We start from the raw sequence: 19025 nt of genomic DNA on the forward strand, positions 1-19025 counted from the left end.
TATCAGTTAAATCTATATTAAAACCTTTTAAAGAGGATGTCAATATTTTATGTGTCACACGAGGTCAGACACCCACCGCAGCAGGGATTTATCCTGAAATCGTCCTGCGATGAAGGATATTCCAACAGGAAGCCCCTCTTTATTTTGTAATGGAATGGTCAACTGAGGCAGTCCCCCCAGACCTGCTAAACAGGTCAGCTGCATATTGGCCCGGCGCCGTTGTTCTCCTTTTTCAGCCGGCAGCTGCTGGTACGGTGCGGGCCCCGCCGAGGTCGGTACGGCCATCACAGTCCGGCTTCCCAGCAGGGCATGCAGATGACGGGCGGCTGCTTCACGTTTGGCTCTCATTTCCTCGTACCGCGGCGCATCAAGGGAAGATGCCCACTTAAACCGTTCTGCGATGCCGGGGCCAAACGCGGGGCTCTCCCGTTTCACCCAATCACCGTGTTCTTTCCAGATTTCGATACCCTGCATCACCCGGAAGGTTTCCGCCCATGACTGCAGCCCGTTTTCCGTTATACTTTGTTCTTCCCATGTATCAACCTTTTGTTTCACCAAACGCAGGAAGGCCTGACACGCATCCCGGATGCTTTCTTCAGCGAGCTCCCATGCTTCTTTCGGGAGCAGCAGGCGGTGGAAACCCGGGTGTTCCGAAACGTCTGGAAGTAACGCCTCTCCCGCTCGTTCCATTGTATTGATATCACGTGTCATCCACCCTATCGTATCAAAACTTTCCGCCAGCGGTATGACCCCGCTCATGTCCAGTGATCCGTGAGAGGGACGCATGCCCAGTAATCCGCAGTATGAGGAAGGGATGCGGATCGATCCGCCCGTGTCCGTCCCGACTCCGATATGCACGTCTCCTGTGGCCGCGGCAGATGCTGAACCACTGGACGACCCGCCGGGAATCCGCTCCGGAGCTTTGGGGTTCAGCGGCGTTCCATCGTGGATGTTTTCCCCGTTCAGACTGTACATCAATTCATCGGTAATCGTCATTCCCCTAAGGGCCGCCCCGTTTTCAAGCAGGCTGCGGACGACCGCGGCATGACCCCGGGCCGGAGAGGCGGTGCGCCGCCAGTCCGGATTTCCGGCGCCGTTGACCACACCTTGAACAGCTATAACATCTTTCAACGCAAACGTAAGACCTGATAAAACACCGTCCCGCACCGGCTCCACCAATACCGTTTTATCTGTATAAGCACTTGATTCCTTCATTTTTGTCTCCCCCTTCCCTTTATTATCAAAGCCGGGGAAACATCTGTCATGAAGCAGAATCACTTAAAACAAGTTACTGTTTTGTATACTTTCACCAGTTACAGCGATACGGCCACCGGTTTTTTGTTGCGGAAAAAATACCATTCCCTGTAACCGACCGCTTTCAGATGATTCCGGACCTGCTCCAAATCATCTCCGATTCGTTCAGGATCATGGCTGTCCGATCCAAGCGTGATTGGCACATTATAGTGATGCGCCCGTTCCAGAATATCATCAGATGGATACCACCCTCCGCAGTCTTTATTTTTGCCGGACGTATTGACTTCGATCGCTGTCTGTTCTTCTCCGATCGTCCGCAGCGCCTGATCCACTTTATCCGTCGGGACATCAGAAATGTCCGGAAAGTAGCCTTTAATCGCATCAATGTGGCCGAGAACCTGAAACATGCCGCTTTTCGCTGATTTTTCAATCAGTCGGTAGTACTCTTCTTTTACATCAAGAATTTCTTTCTCACCGAGGCCGAACCACCGGGTTTTATCAAAAATATTAATCCCGTTCACAAAGTGCACCGAACCAATGATATAATCCATCGAATACGCCTCATATACACTCTGATACGTGCGCGCCGAGGCTTCCAGATAATCCGATTCCACCCCGAGCAGCACTTCAATCCGGTCTTTGTATTTTTCTTTCAGCTGCTGCACTTCCTTCACGTATCCCGGGAAATCACTTTTAGCCATTGTAAGCCCCGGATACGGGTGATCAGCCTCCAATCCGAAATACGGTGAATGGTCGGAAATGCCGATAACATCAAGACCCCGATCCAGCGCCGCCTGAATGTAATCTTCGATGTCCCCGCGTGCATGTCCGCAGCGGTAGTGATGCGTGTGCAGGTCAAACTTCATCGTTTTCCACTCCCTCTCCTTTTTCTATTATAAGAATATCATATATACATGAAAAAGTGATCCTGCGGACACCGTCCCGTTTTTTGTATAAGCGAGCCGGATTTTTCCGCATACTGAAATGTCTCATGCGGATACTATGAAACCAGGGGGTCTTCCTACATACAATGACACTTGTCACATCTCATCCGTGACATCTATGTCTTATCTAAAAAGAACGAAACCTCTAAGATAAAATATAGATGATATGAACACCAAACGAATATTAACTAATAAAATGCAGGGGGCATCATAGTGAGTAAACAACAGCAAAAAGAACTTAAACAAAGTGTAACACCCTTTGCCCAGCCCAATATAAAAACAAGTATTATTCAAATAATTAATTCCATCCTTCCCTTTTTCGTAATTTGGTTTCTCGCCTATCAAAGTATAGCCGTCTCATTATGGCTGACAATTCCTTTAACCATTGCAGCAGCAGGGTTCGCTGTCCGGATTTTCATCATTTTCCATGACTGTGCCCATGATTCTTTTTTTGAAAAAAAGAAAACGAATCAAATCGTTGGCACCATCACCGGTATCATCACTCATTTTGCTTTTGCGAAATGGAAAAAAACCCATGCGATGCACCACGCCACGAGCGGTAATTTAGACAAACGCGGAACCGGGGATATATGGATGATGACGGTGGAGGAATATGCCGCAGCCTCGAGGTGGAAAAAAATCACGTACCGGCTGTACCGCAATCCTTTCGTCATGTTTGGATTAGGCCCCTTTTTTCTCTTTCTGCTCGAAAATCGATTTAATGATAAAACGGCAAAAAAAAGTGAAAAAAGAAATACGTACCTGATCAACGGTTCTATTGCAGCAATCTATGCTCTGTTGATTTGGGTCATCGGCTGGCAGGCCTTTCTGATTGTTCAGCTCCCTGTTTTGTATGTTTCCGGAGCCTTGGGGATTTGGCTCTTCTACGTGCAGCATCAGTTTGAAGATTCTTATTTTGAGAATGAAGAGAGATGGAATTTCGTGAAAGCTGCCGTAGATGGAAGTTCCTATTATAAGCTCCCTAAAATCATGCAGTGGCTGTCGGGGAATATCGGGTTTCATCACGTCCATCACCTCAGTCCGAGAGTTCCTAATTACAATCTGGAAAAAACGCATGAACAGGTGACACCACTGCAGCAGGTAACTACCATCACTCTCTGGTCCAGCTTACAATCGATTCGTTTCCGCTTGTATGATGAAGATAATAAGCGGTTTGTGAATTTCAGGGAAATGAAATATCTTATGAAACAAAAAAACCACCAATATAACTAAACAGAGACCCCTTCAGCAGATGACTGAAGGGGTCTTCCCTGTTTTTTTGTTATAATGAAAAGACGAAGACACACCAAAGGAGATGCCGTATTGCAGAACTGGTTTCATATTTTCCCGAAAAATACCGGACTGAGCCTGTATGCCTGGATTATATTTTGTCTTCTTCCTTTTTATTTTGTGATCACCTCTTCCGGACTGTTGGAAGTCTTTATAGGTATTTTATTGATCGCTCTGTTTTTCACGACCTACCGGCTGTCCTTTATAAAAAAAGGCTGGACGGTTTATGTGTCGGTCGGCATAGAAATGATGATAAGTATTGGGATGACCATGTACTTTGGGTATGTTTATTTTGCCCTGTTTCTTGCCTTTTTTATTGGGAATATACGAAATAAAGCAGGCTTTATTTCTCTGTATGTGGTCCATATTGTTACGGCCAACACCGCCATCGCTGCCGGCTTTTTTATGCAGAGAGAAGCATTTATGATGCAGCTTCCGTTTATTGTGATATCTGTAATCGGCATCATCCTGCTTCCCGTGAACATCTATAACCGGAACAAGCGCGAAGAATTGGAAAGTGAGCTCGAAGACGCAAATGATAGAATATCGCAGCTTATGGTGGTGGAAGAACGCCAGCGGATTGCGCGGGATCTGCATGATACACTGGGGCAGAAACTTTCGCTCATTGGATTCAAAAGCGATCTTTCGCAAAAACTGATGGATGTTAAGCCTGAAGACGCTAAAAAGGAAATTGGAGATATTCATCAGACGGCTAGAGCCGCATTAAAAGAAGTACGGGAAATCGTGTCGGATATGAAAGGCACCAAGCTGAAAGACGAAATACATCACGTTCAGGAAATATTGAAAGCGTCGCAGATTGAATTTTACCTGGAAGGGGATCCGCCGGAATTAATGAATCTGCCTGTATTAAGTGAAAATGTATTAAGTATGTGTTTGAAAGAATCCGTGACGAATGTCGTCAAACACAGTCAGGCCGATACCTGTCGTGTCTCCTTCTTACAGGAGCCGTCTGAAGTTGTCATGACCGTTCGGGATAATGGAGCCGGGATGCCGGGGCTGGACGAAGATTCCCTTGAAGAGAGCGGCCTGCAGGGGATGAAGGAACGTCTCGATTTTGTAAATGGAAGTCTCCATTTACAATCAAACGAAGGGTTAACCTTAACGGTAAGAGTCCCATTTGTCATTCAGCCGCCAAAACAGGGGGAATCTTTATGATTCGAATCGTCATTGCTGAAGATCAACAGATGCTGCTCGGAGCGCTTGCCTCGCTGCTGAATTTAGAAACGGATATGGAAGTGACGGGACAGGCAGCGAATGGGGAAGAATCGATTCGATTAGTGAAAGAGCAAGAGCCTGACGTATGCATTATGGATATTGAAATGCCGGTAAAAAATGGGTTGGATGCGGCAATGGAATTAAAAGACCACTCCTGTAAAGTGATTGTTCTTACGACGTTTGCCAGAACCGGCTATTTTGAGAGAGCGCGTAAAGCCGGTGTGAATGGTTATTTATTAAAAGACAGTCCAAGCGAAGATCTGCCGACTTCCATTCGTTCTATCATGAATGGACGGAGGGTGTACGCTCCGGAGCTCATGGATATGGCCTATGAACAACAGAATCCACTGACAGAAAGAGAAGTCCAAATTATACAACTGATTGCGGATGGAAAAACGACCAAAGAAATTTCAGATACGCTTTTTATTAAGACGGGAACAGTGCGTAATTACGTTTCCGTCATCTTGGACAAACTTGAGGTCAATAATCGTATAGAAGCCATTTCCAAGTTCAGGGAAAAGGGATGGTTTAAATGAAAAAGAGAGGATGTCCTAAGGCAGACGGACATCCTCTCTTTCATGTTCTATCAGTAACGGATATTTGATTTTTTCTGGGTCCGCAGCGCTTGATATGCAGACTCCACCAGGACGTTGACGTCTTTGGAGTCTTCCATCGTATAACCCGGCTGCACGCTTTCCCGGATGCATTGATGAAAGTGTTCGATTTCATTCTTATAGGCATCATCTTTTACATTGACCGATGAAACGATATTTCCTGCATTGTCTTTCACGATGACCGTTCCGCAGCCGTTTGCCGACTTATCCGGCCGGTAGGCATCTTCCACTTGAATCGAACCGTTTTCGCAGATGATTTCATACCGGTTCGACGCTGGAAGGTCAAAGCTTGCAAGAACCTCTCCGATGCGTCCGCTTCCATCTTCAAACAGGGCCAGAGCCAACAGATCGACGCCGCCGTTTCCACGGGTTTTTCCTCTTGTGGTCACTTTTTCCGGCTTCCATCCGAGAAGCTGGTTCATCGTATGAATGCCGTAGCAGCCGATGTCATAGAGCGCACCGCCGCCGAGTTCCTTGTTCAGACGGATATTGGTGTCATCCTGAATCTGAAATGAAAAATGAGCCCTGAACAGCTTCCAGCCGCCGAGTTTGTTCGACTGAAGTACTTTTTTCACCACGTCATGCTGTTTGTGGAATTGGTGCATAAACGCTTCCATAAGCACGACCTGATGCTGTTCCGCCGCGGCCTTCATGTTCCGTACTTCTTCGGCACTGATACCGGCTGGTTTTTCAAGAAGTACGTGTTTTCCCTTCTCCACTGCCTTATGGGCCCATTCTGCGTGGAGGGCGTTTGGAAGGGCAATATAGACAGCATCTACCGCGTCATCATCCAGCAGCTCTTCGTACGTTTCGTAAAAGACAGGGACATCTTCAAAATCGGCGGATGATCCGGACCGGCTTGCAACAGCCCGGATGCCGCCTCCCGAAGCTCTATGTAACGCCGGCAGGAAAGCTTCCTTCACAATTCCCGCCCCTCCAATAATGCCCCACTGCAATGTTTCTTCCATGTGAAACACTCCTTTCCCGATTTTATTTATCCTTCATCTGCTTCGGCGAGAAACCAGGGGTTGTGCAGGTCTTTTTTGTTATACTTCAGGGTTTCGTCCGTTCCGGCGATTCGTACGGATCCTCCGGCTGCTTCCACAATAGCATGTCCGGCGCCGGTGTCCCACTCCATCGTCGGTGCAAAGCGGGGATAAAACTGGGCTTTTCCTTCTGCGATTAAGCAGAGTTTGAGGGAACTTCCGGTGGAAATCGTTTCAACCTGTTCCCCGGTGCTCTTCAGCTGCTCTATGAACTCCTCTGTCTCTTTTGACATATGCGAGCGGCTTGCGATCACGCGGATAACGTCTCCGGCATATTCAGCAAACGGCAGCTGCGTCCCCATGTGGAACCAGCTTTCGACGTCTGCCGCATTCTCCCTGGAAGCGGCCGCCTGCTCTACTTTCACCGCTCCTTTTGCCGCGTCCCCTATATAGAGCAGATCAAGAGCCGGCGCATAAATCACGCCGGACACCGGACGGCCGTGTTCCACACGTGCAATATTAACGGTGAATTCCCCGTTTTTCTTGATAAATTCTTTCGTACCGTCCAGCGGATCAACGAGAAAGAAGGTATCCCATGAAGTCCTTTCCTCATACGTTAAAGGTTGTCCTTCCTCACTTAATACCGGTATATCCGGAAACGCCTGCTGCAAAACATCAGTAATCAATTGATTGGCGCGCTGATCGGCCATCGTCAGCGGTGAATCATCGTCCTTGTATTCCACGTCGAAGTCTTTTCCGTATATCTCCATAATGGCAGAACCGGCATCCAGTGCTGCATCAATAACAGTCTTCATCCTTTTGCTCCTTTATTTTAAAAATAAATAGTCGGCAGATTGAGATTATACCTCTGCTGGAGATCACGGTTGCTCTCCACGTACCGCGCTTTCAACTCGTTTTCAAGCTCTCCCGGCAGATGATACCGCTTATAGTGCAGCTTAAAACTAAGGTTGCTCTGCAGTACCTTTCTCGGCGAAATCTTCCCCTTAATCGGAGAAGGATTTGCCGGAATGATTCCTTTGGGATGCAGCTTGGTTTTAAATAGGTGGTTGGCCCGTCTGCCGATGGCCATCTGCAGTGTGCCGTAGCTGCGGTTTATCTGTTCGTTCTCGTAAGGAGGAATCTCGTCTTCGCCCATGTATTGAAGCAGGTCGAGCATATGGGCGTCCATATCATTTTTGAGCTGCTCGTAGACAAGGAGATAATAATGAGTGTCTCCAAAGAGTTCCCGCACTTTATCAAGGTAGTACTCGTAATGATAATGATCGAGAATGCCCTGGCGCTCCAAGTTCTTCAGGTGACGTTCCGGCTTGTTCACCCCTCCCTGATGAACGTACTGGACATACAGGGAAGTCAGCAGGTTAACCTGCTCTCGGATTCCCACAATGATATGAACATCATATTCCTCCTCCGGAAATACACGCCGGATGTCTTCCAATACGCGGATGTTGGACTTGGACCGCTTCTGGGAAAACGGACTGCCGGAAAGCCCTTCGTACGAAATCAAGAGCGGTTTCTTTTTATAAAAAGAGTCGACCTTCTCCCGTATTTCCTGGATACGGTCGTCGGAAAGGTTTTTCAGCCGCAGGTCATACAGCTCCTGCTTCAACTTGCCGTACTTTACGTACCGCACGTTGCTTAGATTCGGGTAAATACAACGCTGCAGAAAGGACGTCGCTGTTTTGTGAAATCCTGTATGTACAAATATCTGTTTTCTCATACCAAACTCCATCTCTTCATAGTCGTTTCCTCTTATGATACACCATTTTTCCCTGTCTTTGCTACATTCAACCATACACTCTGCCGGCTTTCACGTATAAATAACAAAATCATGACGATACTGAATCACATATTTTCCATAGAAAGAGAGTGTTTCTTGTGACCTATCCGATACACGAACATCTATTATTCAAGGAAAAAAGAGAACGGTTTGCGCATTCCTTTCACGTACTGGCCGAAGAAATGCGCCTAAACGGTATCGACGTCTCGCTTCTCGATGACGTTATTGACGCATCGCAGGCAGTCGGGGACATCCAGGCAGACACCGCCTATAAACAGGGATATGAAAACGGATTTAGAAACGGCCGAGCCAACCGCCATTACGACATATTGCGGAAACAGTTATCAAAACGAGCTGTGGAATAATTTCTTTTTCGATTGCCGGGACCTATTCTATTTTCCATCAGAACGACTGTATAAATCTATTTCTTCCGAGACATTTTTCCTTTCATCTGTGTTCCACCATTCAATAGCCATATAAATCTTCGAAATATCATCGAGTCTGACAGGATTCCCGTTTTCATTCAGGTGTGCTGCACCTTCATTGGCTCCTGTTGTTTCTTCTGTTATATCTATCTCACTGCCGCTCACAGAACCGGAATGAATGACGGTGTCTTCCCCACTTATAACCGCATGGGTTTCAAAGTGAAAAAAATCTGTAAGATATTCGTTCTCATTTTTCATATGTATTGTTCCGTTTCCTACCAGGAATGACTCCGGCGTCATTTCAATTTCATATTCATCTAGTTTCCAACTGCTGCTCTCCCCCATAAGAAGAAGATAATCATTACTATTCATTTCCTGATTGCTGCATCCGGCCAATGCACCAAGGGACAAAATCAAAAACAACCATGGTACTGATTTTCCGTGTGTGAAAATTTTCACTGGATACTCCCCCTTCGAAATTTCACTTCGATATTAACACAAATTTCTTTCTCCCATGTTTCCATAGATGGTGTTGTTGAACAGAACAATAATGATAGAAAAAGATGTTATGATAAAGATATCTACACATCAACCGGAGGGACAGTTATGAAAGAATATACAGCATTTGATATCGGGGGATCCTTTATCAAATACGGCATTGTGACGGAAAATGGTGATCTGCGGGAACAGGATAAAATGGAGACGCCGGACTCGTTTGAGGTTTTGATCCAACGCATCACAGACATTGTCCATCGGCACCCTGATTCGACAGGTATTGCCGTCAGTGCTCCCGGTGCCGTTTCAGACGAAGGTATCATTTATGGTATCAGTGCTCTTCGCTACCTGCACGGACCCAATATCAAACACCGTCTGGAAGAGAAAACCGGGCTGCCTGTGTTAATCGAGAACGATGGGAACTGCGCCGGTGCTGCGGAAATATGGCAGGGAACAGCGCAAGGAAAAAAGGATGTGCTGACGGTCGTAATTGGCACAGGCATCGGCGGTACGGTGATCAAAGAGGGGCGGACACATAAAGGAGCCAATCTGCATGGAGGCGAATTCGGTTTTATGCTTCTCGGCAATCCTGATACCGGCCGCCTGGAGAGCTGGAGCCAGCTTGCCGCCACACGTGCTTTGACCCGATACGCGGAAAGAGAAAAAGGAGTGGAGGCGGACACGCTTACCGGGGAACAGGTTTTTGAGCTGGCGGACGAAGGCGATCCGGTATGTGTAAAAGCAGTCGATCGATTTTACCGTTTTCTTGCGCTGGGGCTGTATAACCTGCAGTACATATACGATCCAGAGCTGATTCTGATCGGCGGCGGCGTAAGCGCCAGAGAAGAGCTTGTGCGGTGCATTAATGAAAAATTGGACGACCTCTTGAGAGAAGCGCCCGTCGGGACCATCCGCCCGGCCCTTGATGTCTGCCATTTCCGGCAGTACGCGAACCTGCTCGGTGCGGTTTATCGTTTTATTCAAAACACGCCGGCCAGCTGGATGAATAATATGTAACCTCATAATCTTTCTTACGTCGATTTCTACAGATGGAAAGGAGAATACGGATGGTAAGTCTAACAGGAGCTTTCCTCGTTTTTATGTCTATTGGTCTGGCTGCCGCCTTTATCATTCTATTTTTCAGAAAAGAAAAGTATAGAAAGAACCCATTTTTCGTAACCTATATATTGGCAGGCTTGATTACAGTTAACTGGATCCTGTACGGGAGTGGTTTTTATACGTTATTCCCGGTAACCGGCGGTGCTTTTTTCCTGCCGGTCTGGTTTGTGCTGTGCGGTTGGGGATTTATGGGGTGCCTGCTGGAATCTAAAAACAACACCAACGCCGTGGCAGCGTTGGGTTCTCTCTCGCTTTTCAGTACGTTATTCGGAGTGTTTCTGCAGGGACTGTCGAGAATGTAATTCCATCTACCCGGCTGCCTTCATGGCGTGTTAATCAGCATAGGAATATTCCAGTGCATCTCCCAATGTTTCTATTTTCTTTTTAAGGGAACCGCTCTCTGACTGCAGCTGAAGTCCAAAGCCATTCTCCCTTAATGTCCCCTGTAACGCTTCCCAATCTTTTTGATTTTCCGTTGTCACTTCCGCTAATTCATATTGCGTATCACGAGGATAAGAGGACAGGACGGAGTGCAGACGTTTAAGGTTTTCTTTCTCACCGCGTGCGACCATGTCCAACTGCTGCATATACATCAGCCCATTCAGCACTTCGTTCATGTCCCTTGTCACCATGTCGGGATCATTCCAACCTGCTTCTCTCTGATTGGATATGGCACCTTCCAGTTCTATCAGATTACCCTGAACGACCTCTTCGTAGAGCTGCTTTTCTGACGCCTTCATCTTCAGGTAAGCATGACCGGCTCCCACCAGGGATACTACGATAACCATAACAGCCAACGCCGTGATAATATGCGGTTTCTGTATGTTGAACTTCATCTCGTATCACACCGTCTCTTTTTCAGAATCAATCACCCTTTCCCCAATTGAATCCTTGTGCCGTTGATCAACAGCGTATCTTCGTTTTTCCAGGTAACATCCGCTTCGTCGGTTCCTTCTTCGGAATAGATCGTTTTCGAGAACCACAACGGTCCTTCCTTTTCCCCGATAACGAAGAAGGATGTCGTGGCTCCTCCGTTTCGCAGGTACACATTCACCTCATGTGTGCCGTCTGGAGATTCCGTGGTTTTCAGTGTCTTATTGGCCTCCGGCATAATCCATACAAGAAAAGCAAACACGATGATCAGGAAGAATGAAATAAATATGGTGAAAAGACCTCTTGTAATGGTCAGCAGGTTTCTCGCACGAAAACCAACCGCTCCAAGAAGGAAGATTCCTACGCTGCCTGTCAGCATCACCCAAACCGGCGGAAGAATCCGCCATTCTGCTATGCAAATATGAACCGCTGAATAAAGAAGAAACAGGAGACATAAGTAAAATCCCCATCTCCCGCATTTTTCTACCATGACCGCATCACCTCCCGCTCCATTTTAACAAAAAATGGAGGAAGCAGCCCCCGCCTTTATTCTTTTACATATTTCATAAAAATAAAGCGGAGGAGCGGCCCTATCACTATAATCTGCAGCGGCAGCGCCACGATGAAATTCTTCCCAAACACAGCGGGATAGTCCAGAAGAATGGAATCCGTTTGATATCCGGTATGGGTGTAGGTTGTGATTAAACCGTATATCGACATGAAAAATGCCATACCTATGACCATGCATGTGGAAACAGCAAGGCTCATGTATACCTTATTACCAGCGCCCCCTACTGCTTTTCCGGCTGTTTTTTTCGCATTAGGGCCGACGACGAACATGTCCAGCATAAAAGCTATGACAAACGCCGTTAGAAAATGAAGCATACCTTCCGTAAATGTTATGGTGCTGAACATATCATTGATATAAAGATTGTATACAGTCATGACCAACACCATACCAAAACACATCATAAAGCCAAACTGCTTCGACCCCTGCTGAGAACGGCACAAATTGCGGGTACCCCGCAGTATGTGCGGTCAGGGTCGGCGTCCGCACGTGACCTTCCACAGGATAATGACGTTTAAGGGCGCACCGAATACTAGAAAGTGCCTCAGGCGATGTCCCCAACGACGTTTACGGGAGCGCGGAACTCCCTAAAGTGCCTTCGGACTATTCATCCCTCCTTTCACGCAGGGATGCGGGCTTTTTGATGCATTGGTCCGTGCGTGTCTCCTCTTAACGCAGCCTCGATCCGTTCATGATGACGTTTACCGGGGCACGAAACCCTCTAAAGTGCCTTATGAATCATTCATAATAACGTTTAAGGGCGCACCATATACTATAAAGTGCCTCAGGCGACATGCCTAACGACGTTTACGAGGACTCGGAACCCCCTAAAGTGCCTTCGAACCCATTCCAAACGAACGTCTGTGATCCCATCGCGGAGCAGCTCAGGTGCAGTTTCGATTCCGGCAAACGGGGGCCTGGAACGGCCGGGGTCCGCCGACTTCAACAAGCAGCTGATCCGGCAGCACCGCAGCCACAAGCCGTGTTCAGGCATAGAAGACACGATGAGCGCCAGCGAATCGATGTCGCCCTTGTGCTCTGGAGTGCATAGAAGACACGATGAGCGCCAGCGAATCGATGTCGCCCTTGTGCTCTGGAGTAAAAGCGAGTATGTTGGCGCAGCGGTTTGTCTCAGCAACCAAGAATGCCGAACGATTTAAAAAAAATCGTTCGGCATTCTTCTCTTCTTACAAAGGTCTTGTCCCAGTCTCTTCCTGAATACCGGCATTCTACCGCATCAAGGCACCGCCGTTCACTTCAATTGTTTCACCAGTGACAAAACTTCCATAGTCAGAAACAAGATAGAAAACAGTTCCGAGCACATCTCCCGGGGTGCCCTCCCGTTTTAACGGAAGGCCTGCGACGATGTTTTTTCGTGCCTCGTCCGATGTAAATGTGTCATGAAACGCCGTCTCTCCGATAAATCCAGGAGACACGTTGTTAACGGTTACATTTGGCGCCAGTTCTTTCGCCAGCCCTTTTGTAAATGTCATCAGACCCCCTTTTGAAGCAGCATAGGCCGCCGCTCCCGGTCCGCCGCCATTCTGCGCGGCAAGAGATGTCATATTAATGATGCGTCCGCCGTTTCCTTTCATCATCGGCACCGCGCGCTGGGACACAAGGAAGGCGCTTGTCAGATTCAAGTCTATCACCTGCCGCCAGAGCTCTTCCTTCATCTCTTCAACCGAACTCCGTTCCACCATGTTGCCGGCATTGTTCACAAGGATATCCAATGTACCATCAAATTCGGCCCCCACTTTATCGAAGAGGTTATCGATTTCTTCTGTTTTCAGCATATCCGCCTGGACGATGATGCACTGCCGCCCCATGTTCGTAATGATTTCTTTCACTTCTTCCGCGCCTTTCTGGTTGCTTCCATAATGAACAGCCACATCAGCACCGGCCTCTGCCAGTCCAAGGGCAATTTCGCGCCCGATGCCGCTTGCACCGCCGGTAACGAGGGCTTTCTTTTGATCCAGTTCTATTTTTATCATATCTCCACCTCCAACACTTTACTTCCACGTAGTCTGTCGAAATCCCTGCTGGGTTCAGAAAATGCCGCTCTGTCTGTGATGTGGTAGGATGGAAATGAAAAAGACTTTCAGGGAGGGATACGATGAAAGCGTTGATTCATGAGAAAGAAATTGGCATGGAAGGCCTGACATACCGCGAAACCGACACACCGGAACCGGAACCCGGTGAGGTTCGGGTACGCCTGAAAACGGCTGGAATGAACCACCGGGATTTGTCGATTTTAAACCGTCATCAGCCGGACGACCCCGCCTGCATTATCGGTTCAGACGGCGCCGGAGTGATTGAAGCGGCAGGTACAGAAGTTACGGCTGTTTCAACAGGAGATGAAGTCATCATTAATCCGGGGCTTGGCTGGGAGAAGAACAGCGATGCACCACCGGAAGGTTTTGAAATTTTAGGGGTGCCGAATGACGGCACATTCGCTGAGCAGATCGTTATTCCAGCAGCCAATGTCGAACCAAAACCGAAACATCTCAGCTGGCAGGAATCCGGCGTTCTGGCGCTTCCTGCACTAACGGCATACCGCGTACTGTTTACCAGAGCGCGTGTTAAGCCCGGCGACAACGTCTTTATCCCGGGGATAGGCGGTGGTGTCGCCACCTTCCTGTTACAGTTTGCCAGAGCGGCGGATGCTGACGTTTACGTCACATCCCGGTCCGAATTAAAACGAAAACAGGCTCTGGATCTCGGTGCCGTGCAAGCGATCGACAGCCACGAAGACTGGTCGGAGGCGCTTGGCGGTAAAAAAATGGATGTTGTGGTTGAATCCATCGGCGGCGCCACGTTCAACAAGTCGCTCAGCCAGCTCCGCCGCGGCGGCACCATGGTCACGTTCGGATCTTCCACCGATGACACCGTGGAGCTGAATATCCGACCGTTTTTCTACGGCCAGTACAATCTGCTCGGCTCTACGATGGGAAGCACCGAAGAATTGCAGGAGATGCTGGCGTTTATTAAAAAGTATGACATAAAGCCGGTCATGGATCAGACGTATCCGCTTGCTTCCTATGAAGAAGCTTTTAATCGACTGCACCAAGCTGCACAAATAGGCAATATCGGGTTCAGCATGACATAATTCCATAGCAATCGTTTTGATGTTTTACACGAAGCGCTTCCGGCTGTCCCTATGATAACCGGGAGCGTTTTTGAGCTCCTCCCCCCTTTTTGGCTGCCGCAACTATTTGCGATACTCTGTTATACTTTTTTGTTAATTCTGTTATACTTCTGAACACTCAGTCTTAATAAGTTTATGTCGATCAAATTCCCTGATTTTTCAATATTTCTACCGTCTTTTATTTTTTTGCAGCTCCCTGTACATTGTTTTTTTGTGATTTTTATATAGTAGAACTTTATACCTTATTAATTTTATTATTTTTCCAAAAATTCACCCATAATATATGTAAAAAGAACTGCTACTAAACTATTGATTTTGATTTTTTTGAAAAAAAAGATTTCTAAAAATATTAAAGATAGCGCTTTCATTGCTTATTTGTCAGTGTTTGAGCTTCTTCAAGCTGGATAGTTAACATACCGTTGCAGATTTGGTAAGGTATAATGAACCTTTCATTGATACAGATTGTGATGAAAGATTAATACAGAGAATACAAAGAGGAGGTTTTTATGATGACAACCCATAGTGTCGAAGCTTTTCGTCAAAAAAACGTTCTCTTGGGTGGAGAATGGCAAGAGAACGAACAAGGAAATAGAATTACGCTGGACTCCCCATCAAGCGGTGAGGACATTGGTAGTGTACCGGCTCTGAACGAAGCGGAAGTCGACAAAGCCGTTGAAGCCGCGCGCGGTGCACAGAAACAGTGGCAGAAAACCCCGCTTCATGAGAGAAAACAACTGCTTCTCCGCTGGGCGGATAAGCTTGAAGAAAATAAAGAAGCCATCGGAACCGTGATTATGCAGGAAGTCGCCAAGAAGAAATCTTCTGCGGTGGATGAAGTCGTCCGCACAGCCGATTTTATCCGCCACACGGCTGAAGAAGGCGTGCGGATCAACGGAGAACTGCTGACAGGAGACAGCTACAATGGTGGTCCCGCAGGAAAAACTGCGCAGGTCAGCCGCGTCCCCCTCGGTGTTGTTCTTGCGATTGCACCGTTTAACTATCCATTGAACCTGTCCGCTTCCAAAATCGCACCGGCGCTGATGACTGGGAACAGTGTGATATTTAAACCAGCCACTCAAGGGTCGCTGAGCGGCATTATGATGATGGAAACACTCGAAGAAGCAGGTCTTCCGAAAGGCCTTGTAAATGTCACAACCGGCCGCGGCTCCGAGATCGGCGATGTGCTCGTCACGCATGACGGCATTGACCAGATTTCTTTCACCGGCGGTTCCGGCACCGGTATTTCCATGGCGGAAAAAGCGGGAATGGTACCGATGGTTCTCGAACTGGGAGGCAAGGATCCGGCTATTGTACTTGAAGACGCCGACCTCGACAAAGCAGCCAAAGAAATCACAGGGGGCGCGTTCTCCTACTCCGGCCAGCGCTGCACTGCGATCAAACGGGTGCTCGTGAAAGAGGAAGCGGCCGATGAACTGGTCGCCAAACTGAAAGAAAAAGTAGAAGCTCTCTCTGTCGGCAAGCCTGAAGATGACGCCGACATCACACCGCTCATCAATGATAAAGGCGCCGATTACCTGCAGGGCCTCATCGATGACACCATCGCAGACGGTGCTGAAGTAACTACAGAAAACAAACGGGACGGCAGGCTGTTTTCTCCGGTACTGTTCGACCATGTTTCGACCGAATCCCGCATTGCCTGGGAGGAACCGTTCGGCCCGGTGCTCCCGGTCATCCGTGTGAAAGATGAAGACGAAGCCGTCAAAATCGCCAACGATTCCGAATATGGTCTCCAGGCCAGCGTCTTTACTCAGGATATCAACACAGCACACCGCATAGCGGACGAGCTGGAAGTCGGAAGCGTCCAGGTGAACGGAAAAACATCCCGCGGCCCGGACCACTTCCCGTTCCTTGGTGTAAAGAACTCCGGCATGGGCGTCCAGGGCGTACGCTACAGCCTGCTCAGCTATACCCGCGAAAAAGTAACCGTGATCAATCAATAAGAAAGAAAAAGGAGAAGGGCGGCGCCCTTCTCCTTCTTTTTATGCTCTGCTCTAAAGGAAAATCACCTGCCCGCACCGCATGCCGGCATTTTCCGGCTGCCGCTTCGGTTCACCGAGCTGTGTACACTATCACCTGAAAATAACAGCATAGTGTTCACTGACCCTCATTTCGCTTCCACTACGCCGCTGAAATCATTCATTAGTCGATGCCGGCAGAAATCAATGGACACTAATCTCCGGCAATAAAAGTCCAGTGTCCAGCTATACTGTCTTCGCGGATACTACGCATGCTTCCGGGCCATTTAGTGTCCACAGAGCATCTCCGCTCCGGAACAACCGCAGTCCAGCTCCAGCTGCCGGGCTTTTTTTACCCGGCGGATTTAATCATTTCCGGCGTATCGCCGGTGATTAACTGACAGAGGGAATGATCGCCTGCATGCTGAAATTCTTCAAACAGCTGCACCACTTTTTCCGATCCTTCCCGGTTTTTCAATTTCTCCACTTCTGCACGATACATGCGGAGAATGGAAGGATAGACATTAGGCTCCGTTCCTTTGTCCGTTTCCTGATTCCGCAGCAGAGTCCCGAGATAACGGCAGCGGAATTCCAACCGCTTGGTTAAATGAACGACGTGGCGCAGGTGGGCCATGAGTTCCGGCGAATAATGTTCAAGTCCATCGATCTGCCGTCCGGCGTCCCGAAGAACCTGCAGGCTGCACAGTGCAATCATGAATAAGCCTCCTTCTTATCTTCCCACGGTTTCTGAAGACTGATCGAGCCGGCCAGTTCCTTGCTTTTCTCCCGTTTCAGCTTCCGGATCTCCTCCCGTTCCGGGGCGGTCTCAAACAATTTGAGTTCCTCTTCTGTTTCCGGTTCAATGTCCGGTACTTCAAGCGGTCGTTTGTTTTCATCGAGGGCCACAAACGTCATAAAAGCAGTTGTTGCGATGCGGCGCTCGCCCGACATCATATCCTCGGCAATCACCTTACAGAAAATTTCCATGGAACTTTTGCCGGTATAGGAAACAAACGATTCCACACATACAGAATCCGACTGGTAAATCGGGCTGAGAAAGTCTATCGAATCCGTCGAGGCGGTCACGCATTCTTTTGCGCGGGAATGGCGCCGGGCCGACAGTACGGCACATCCGTCCAGCTTTTTCATAAGCGTTCCGCCGAACAATGTATTATAGTTATTTAAATCACTGCACAGCACCTGATCAGTGTTAACAATCTTGCTTTCTTTCGGATGTTTCTTCTCCATAATGATGCACCTTCCATCCTGAATCATTTCTTATTCATCATAACGACGGAAGACGTATGCGTAAAATGGAATCCTTTCATGATGTTCTATAACATATGTCTATGAAATCGGTCCCTCATCCGGAAGATGAGTCTCAGCAAACCGGATCCATTCTTTCGCGGCGTGGGACAGATAACTGTCTCTTCTCCAGATGATGGCGAGCCTCCAATACATCGCCTCCTGGTCCACATCCTGAATACAGACCTCCCCTTTCACTTCACGGCAGATGCTTTCCGGAAGCAGGGTCACGCCCAGTTTGGACGCTGCCATTTTGCCAAGCAGGTCCCACTGTGAACTTTCAAATACAACAAAAGGGGCGAACCCTTCCATGCGGCAGGCTTCCATAATACGGTTCCGCAGGGCAAAATCACTGTTTAACAACATGAAATGCTCGTTTTTAAGCTCAGATAAAGGAACGGACTCCCTGCCGGCAAGCGGATGATCAGCAGCAGCTACCAGCTGGATAGGTTCTGTACCGAATGAAAAATAGGAAAAAACATCCTCTTTCACCGGCTCTACGACAACACCAAGATCAAGATGTCCGTTCTCGACATCCGCGGCTATCTTATTGGAGCCGTCCTCCATCAATTCGATGGTGACCGCTGGATACATCTCCCGGAACTTTCCGATAATCATCGGAAAGTAGCTCGATCCCACCATTGGAGGCAGGCCGATGCGAATCCGGCCCTGTTTTAATTCTGATAGATCTTCCAGTTGGCTCTCCAAATCTTTGAACGCCTGATGAATTACCTGCGCCTGTTCAAGAATGATGTTGCCGGCATCGGTTAAAACAACCTGTTTTTTGGAACGGTCAAACAGCGTCACATTGAATTCCTTTTCCAGGTTTTTGATCATTTTGCTGATCGTCGGCTGCGTAACGTATAAATGTTCCGCCGCCTTGCTGAAACTGTTAAACCGGTTGATCTCAATAAAATACTGCAGCTGTTTGATATCCATTGGTTTTCCCCGCTTCTCTACTATGTTTTGCTTTTATCTTACTATAAAAAACCGG

21 protein-coding genes are annotated in these 19025 nt (G+C 48.0%); 8 read left to right on the forward strand and 13 right to left on the reverse strand.

Features of this window, described 5'->3' with window-relative positions; all coding sequences use genetic code 11:
* Positions 1–54: 54 nt before the first annotated feature.
* Positions 55–1215, reverse strand: a complete 1161-nt coding sequence (locus tag ACFSUB_RS09640) for an amidase (protein ID WP_380712968.1) — start codon at positions 1213–1215, stop codon at positions 55–57.
* A 98-nt stretch (positions 1216–1313) separates the two neighbouring features.
* A complete protein-coding gene (locus tag ACFSUB_RS09645) occupies positions 1314–2120 on the reverse strand; it encodes a histidinol-phosphatase (RefSeq protein WP_380712969.1) in 807 nt (268 codons plus the stop codon).
* A gap of 291 nt (positions 2121–2411) precedes the next feature.
* On the opposite strand from ACFSUB_RS09645, the gene ACFSUB_RS09650 reads away from it, so the two are divergent.
* From ACFSUB_RS09650 to ACFSUB_RS09660, 3 genes are all read left to right on the forward strand, one after another.
* Entirely contained in the window at positions 2412–3431 is a 1020-nt protein-coding gene (locus ACFSUB_RS09650; protein WP_380712970.1) for a fatty acid desaturase, read from the forward strand.
* Positions 3432–3521: 90 nt separating this feature from the next.
* Complete coding sequence (locus ACFSUB_RS09655) at positions 3522–4664, forward strand: sensor histidine kinase (protein WP_380712971.1); 1143 nt, start codon at positions 3522–3524, stop codon at positions 4662–4664.
* The gene (locus ACFSUB_RS09660) at positions 4661–5260 is read left to right on the forward strand and encodes a response regulator (protein ID WP_380712972.1); all 600 of its coding nucleotides are present in this window, start codon (positions 4661–4663) and stop codon (positions 5258–5260) included. Before ACFSUB_RS09655 ends, ACFSUB_RS09660 begins: the two co-directional genes overlap by 4 nt.
* 50 nt (positions 5261–5310) lie before the next feature.
* Here the strand turns inward: ACFSUB_RS09660 and ACFSUB_RS09665 are convergent, their stop codons facing one another.
* The 3 genes from ACFSUB_RS09665 to ACFSUB_RS09675 are packed head-to-tail and all read right to left on the reverse strand — an operon-like array spanning position 5311 to position 8062.
* Positions 5311–6306 (reverse strand): Gfo/Idh/MocA family protein, encoded by a 996-nt coding sequence (locus tag ACFSUB_RS09665; protein ID WP_380712973.1) that lies wholly within the window; start codon positions 6304–6306, stop codon positions 5311–5313.
* Between the two features lie 26 nt (positions 6307–6332).
* Entirely contained in the window at positions 6333–7139 is an 807-nt protein-coding gene (gene cysQ / locus ACFSUB_RS09670) for a 3'(2'),5'-bisphosphate nucleotidase CysQ (protein ID WP_380712974.1), read from the reverse strand.
* Positions 7140–7156: 17 nt separating this feature from the next.
* A complete protein-coding gene (locus ACFSUB_RS09675) occupies positions 7157–8062 on the reverse strand; it encodes a hypothetical protein (RefSeq protein ID WP_380712975.1) in 906 nt (301 codons plus the stop codon).
* Between the two features lie 158 nt (positions 8063–8220).
* On the opposite strand from ACFSUB_RS09675, the gene ACFSUB_RS09680 reads away from it, so the two are divergent.
* Positions 8221–8487, forward strand: coding sequence for a hypothetical protein (locus tag ACFSUB_RS09680; protein WP_380712976.1), 267 nt, complete (start codon positions 8221–8223; stop codon positions 8485–8487).
* Between the two features lie 27 nt (positions 8488–8514).
* On the opposite strand, the gene ACFSUB_RS09685 is transcribed toward ACFSUB_RS09680, so the two are convergent.
* A complete protein-coding gene (locus tag ACFSUB_RS09685) occupies positions 8515–9006 on the reverse strand; it encodes a hypothetical protein (protein WP_380712977.1) in 492 nt (163 codons plus the stop codon).
* A 147-nt stretch (positions 9007–9153) separates the two neighbouring features.
* On the opposite strand from ACFSUB_RS09685, the gene ACFSUB_RS09690 reads away from it, so the two are divergent.
* Together ACFSUB_RS09690 and ACFSUB_RS09695 are read left to right on the forward strand one after the other, a co-directional pair.
* The gene (locus tag ACFSUB_RS09690; RefSeq protein WP_380712978.1) at positions 9154–10059 is read left to right on the forward strand and encodes an ROK family protein; all 906 of its coding nucleotides are present in this window, start codon (positions 9154–9156) and stop codon (positions 10057–10059) included.
* Between the two features lie 50 nt (positions 10060–10109).
* Entirely contained in the window at positions 10110–10463 is a 354-nt protein-coding gene (locus ACFSUB_RS09695) for a hypothetical protein (protein WP_380712979.1), read from the forward strand.
* 30 nt (positions 10464–10493) lie between these two features.
* Here ACFSUB_RS09695 and ACFSUB_RS09700 read toward each other — a convergent pair whose 3' ends face one another.
* From ACFSUB_RS09700 to ACFSUB_RS09715, 4 genes are all read right to left on the reverse strand, one after another.
* On the reverse strand, positions 10494–10997 hold the full coding sequence (locus ACFSUB_RS09700) for a hypothetical protein (protein ID WP_380712980.1): 504 nt from the start codon (positions 10995–10997) through the stop codon (positions 10494–10496).
* Between the two features lie 32 nt (positions 10998–11029).
* Complete coding sequence (locus ACFSUB_RS09705) at positions 11030–11524, reverse strand: DUF5412 family protein (protein WP_380712981.1); 495 nt, start codon at positions 11522–11524, stop codon at positions 11030–11032.
* Positions 11525–11580: 56 nt separating this feature from the next.
* Positions 11581–12006, reverse strand: coding sequence for a DUF2798 domain-containing protein (locus tag ACFSUB_RS09710; protein WP_380712982.1), 426 nt, complete (start codon positions 12004–12006; stop codon positions 11581–11583).
* A gap of 825 nt (positions 12007–12831) precedes the next feature.
* Positions 12832–13593, reverse strand: coding sequence for an SDR family NAD(P)-dependent oxidoreductase (locus ACFSUB_RS09715; protein WP_380713230.1), 762 nt, complete (start codon positions 13591–13593; stop codon positions 12832–12834).
* A 125-nt stretch (positions 13594–13718) separates the two neighbouring features.
* Here ACFSUB_RS09715 and ACFSUB_RS09720 point away from each other — a divergent pair, with 125 nt between their 5' ends.
* A complete protein-coding gene (locus ACFSUB_RS09720; protein ID WP_380712983.1) occupies positions 13719–14711 on the forward strand; it encodes a zinc-binding dehydrogenase in 993 nt (330 codons plus the stop codon).
* A 548-nt stretch (positions 14712–15259) separates the two neighbouring features.
* On the forward strand, positions 15260–16711 hold the full coding sequence (locus ACFSUB_RS09725) for an NADP-dependent glyceraldehyde-3-phosphate dehydrogenase (protein ID WP_380713231.1): 1452 nt from the start codon (positions 15260–15262) through the stop codon (positions 16709–16711).
* A gap of 367 nt (positions 16712–17078) precedes the next feature.
* On the opposite strand, the gene ACFSUB_RS09730 is transcribed toward ACFSUB_RS09725, so the two are convergent.
* The 3 genes from ACFSUB_RS09730 to ACFSUB_RS09740 form a co-directional block, all read right to left on the reverse strand.
* The gene (locus tag ACFSUB_RS09730) at positions 17079–17441 is read right to left on the reverse strand and encodes a hypothetical protein (protein WP_380712984.1); all 363 of its coding nucleotides are present in this window, start codon (positions 17439–17441) and stop codon (positions 17079–17081) included.
* Positions 17438–17974 carry an acyl-CoA thioesterase gene (locus ACFSUB_RS09735; RefSeq protein ID WP_380712985.1) on the reverse strand — a complete coding sequence of 179 codons (537 nt, stop codon included), beginning with the start codon at positions 17972–17974 and terminating at the stop codon, positions 17438–17440. Before ACFSUB_RS09735 ends, ACFSUB_RS09730 begins: the two co-directional genes overlap by 4 nt.
* A 99-nt stretch (positions 17975–18073) precedes the next feature.
* A complete protein-coding gene (locus ACFSUB_RS09740; RefSeq protein ID WP_380712986.1) occupies positions 18074–18970 on the reverse strand; it encodes a LysR family transcriptional regulator in 897 nt (298 codons plus the stop codon).
* Positions 18971–19025: the final 55 nt, after the last annotated feature.

This window comes from Salibacterium lacus (assembly GCF_042684865.1).
Taxonomy (GTDB): domain Bacteria; phylum Bacillota; class Bacilli; order Bacillales; family Marinococcaceae; genus Salibacterium; species Salibacterium lacus.

Excerpts from the sequence above, each read along its gene's own strand:
- ACFSUB_RS09640 (WP_380712968.1), bottom strand. The coding sequence starts at position 1,215 with ATGAAGGAATCAAGTGCTTATACAGATAAAACGGTATTGGTGGAGCCG.
- ACFSUB_RS09645 (WP_380712969.1), bottom strand. The coding sequence starts at position 2,120 with ATGAAGTTTGACCTGCACACGCATCACTACCGCTGCGGACATGCACGC.
- ACFSUB_RS09660 (WP_380712972.1), top strand. The coding sequence starts at position 4,661 with ATGATTCGAATCGTCATTGCTGAAGATCAACAGATGCTGCTCGGAGCG.
- ACFSUB_RS09665 (WP_380712973.1), bottom strand. The coding sequence starts at position 6,306 with ATGGAAGAAACATTGCAGTGGGGCATTATTGGAGGGGCGGGAATTGTG.
- cysQ (WP_380712974.1), bottom strand. The coding sequence starts at position 7,139 with ATGAAGACTGTTATTGATGCAGCACTGGATGCCGGTTCTGCCATTATG.
- ACFSUB_RS09675 (WP_380712975.1), bottom strand. The coding sequence starts at position 8,062 with ATGAGAAAACAGATATTTGTACATACAGGATTTCACAAAACAGCGACG.
- ACFSUB_RS09690 (WP_380712978.1), top strand. The coding sequence starts at position 9,154 with ATGAAAGAATATACAGCATTTGATATCGGGGGATCCTTTATCAAATAC.
- ACFSUB_RS09695 (WP_380712979.1), top strand. The coding sequence starts at position 10,110 with ATGGTAAGTCTAACAGGAGCTTTCCTCGTTTTTATGTCTATTGGTCTG.
- ACFSUB_RS09700 (WP_380712980.1), bottom strand. The coding sequence starts at position 10,997 with ATGAAGTTCAACATACAGAAACCGCATATTATCACGGCGTTGGCTGTT.
- ACFSUB_RS09705 (WP_380712981.1), bottom strand. The coding sequence starts at position 11,524 with ATGGTAGAAAAATGCGGGAGATGGGGATTTTACTTATGTCTCCTGTTT.
- ACFSUB_RS09710 (WP_380712982.1), bottom strand. The coding sequence starts at position 12,006 with ATGATGTGTTTTGGTATGGTGTTGGTCATGACTGTATACAATCTTTAT.
- ACFSUB_RS09720 (WP_380712983.1), top strand. The coding sequence starts at position 13,719 with ATGAAAGCGTTGATTCATGAGAAAGAAATTGGCATGGAAGGCCTGACA.
- ACFSUB_RS09725 (WP_380713231.1), top strand. The coding sequence starts at position 15,260 with ATGACAACCCATAGTGTCGAAGCTTTTCGTCAAAAAAACGTTCTCTTG.
- ACFSUB_RS09730 (WP_380712984.1), bottom strand. The coding sequence starts at position 17,441 with ATGATTGCACTGTGCAGCCTGCAGGTTCTTCGGGACGCCGGACGGCAG.
- ACFSUB_RS09735 (WP_380712985.1), bottom strand. The coding sequence starts at position 17,974 with ATGGAGAAGAAACATCCGAAAGAAAGCAAGATTGTTAACACTGATCAG.
- ACFSUB_RS09740 (WP_380712986.1), bottom strand. The coding sequence starts at position 18,970 with ATGGATATCAAACAGCTGCAGTATTTTATTGAGATCAACCGGTTTAAC.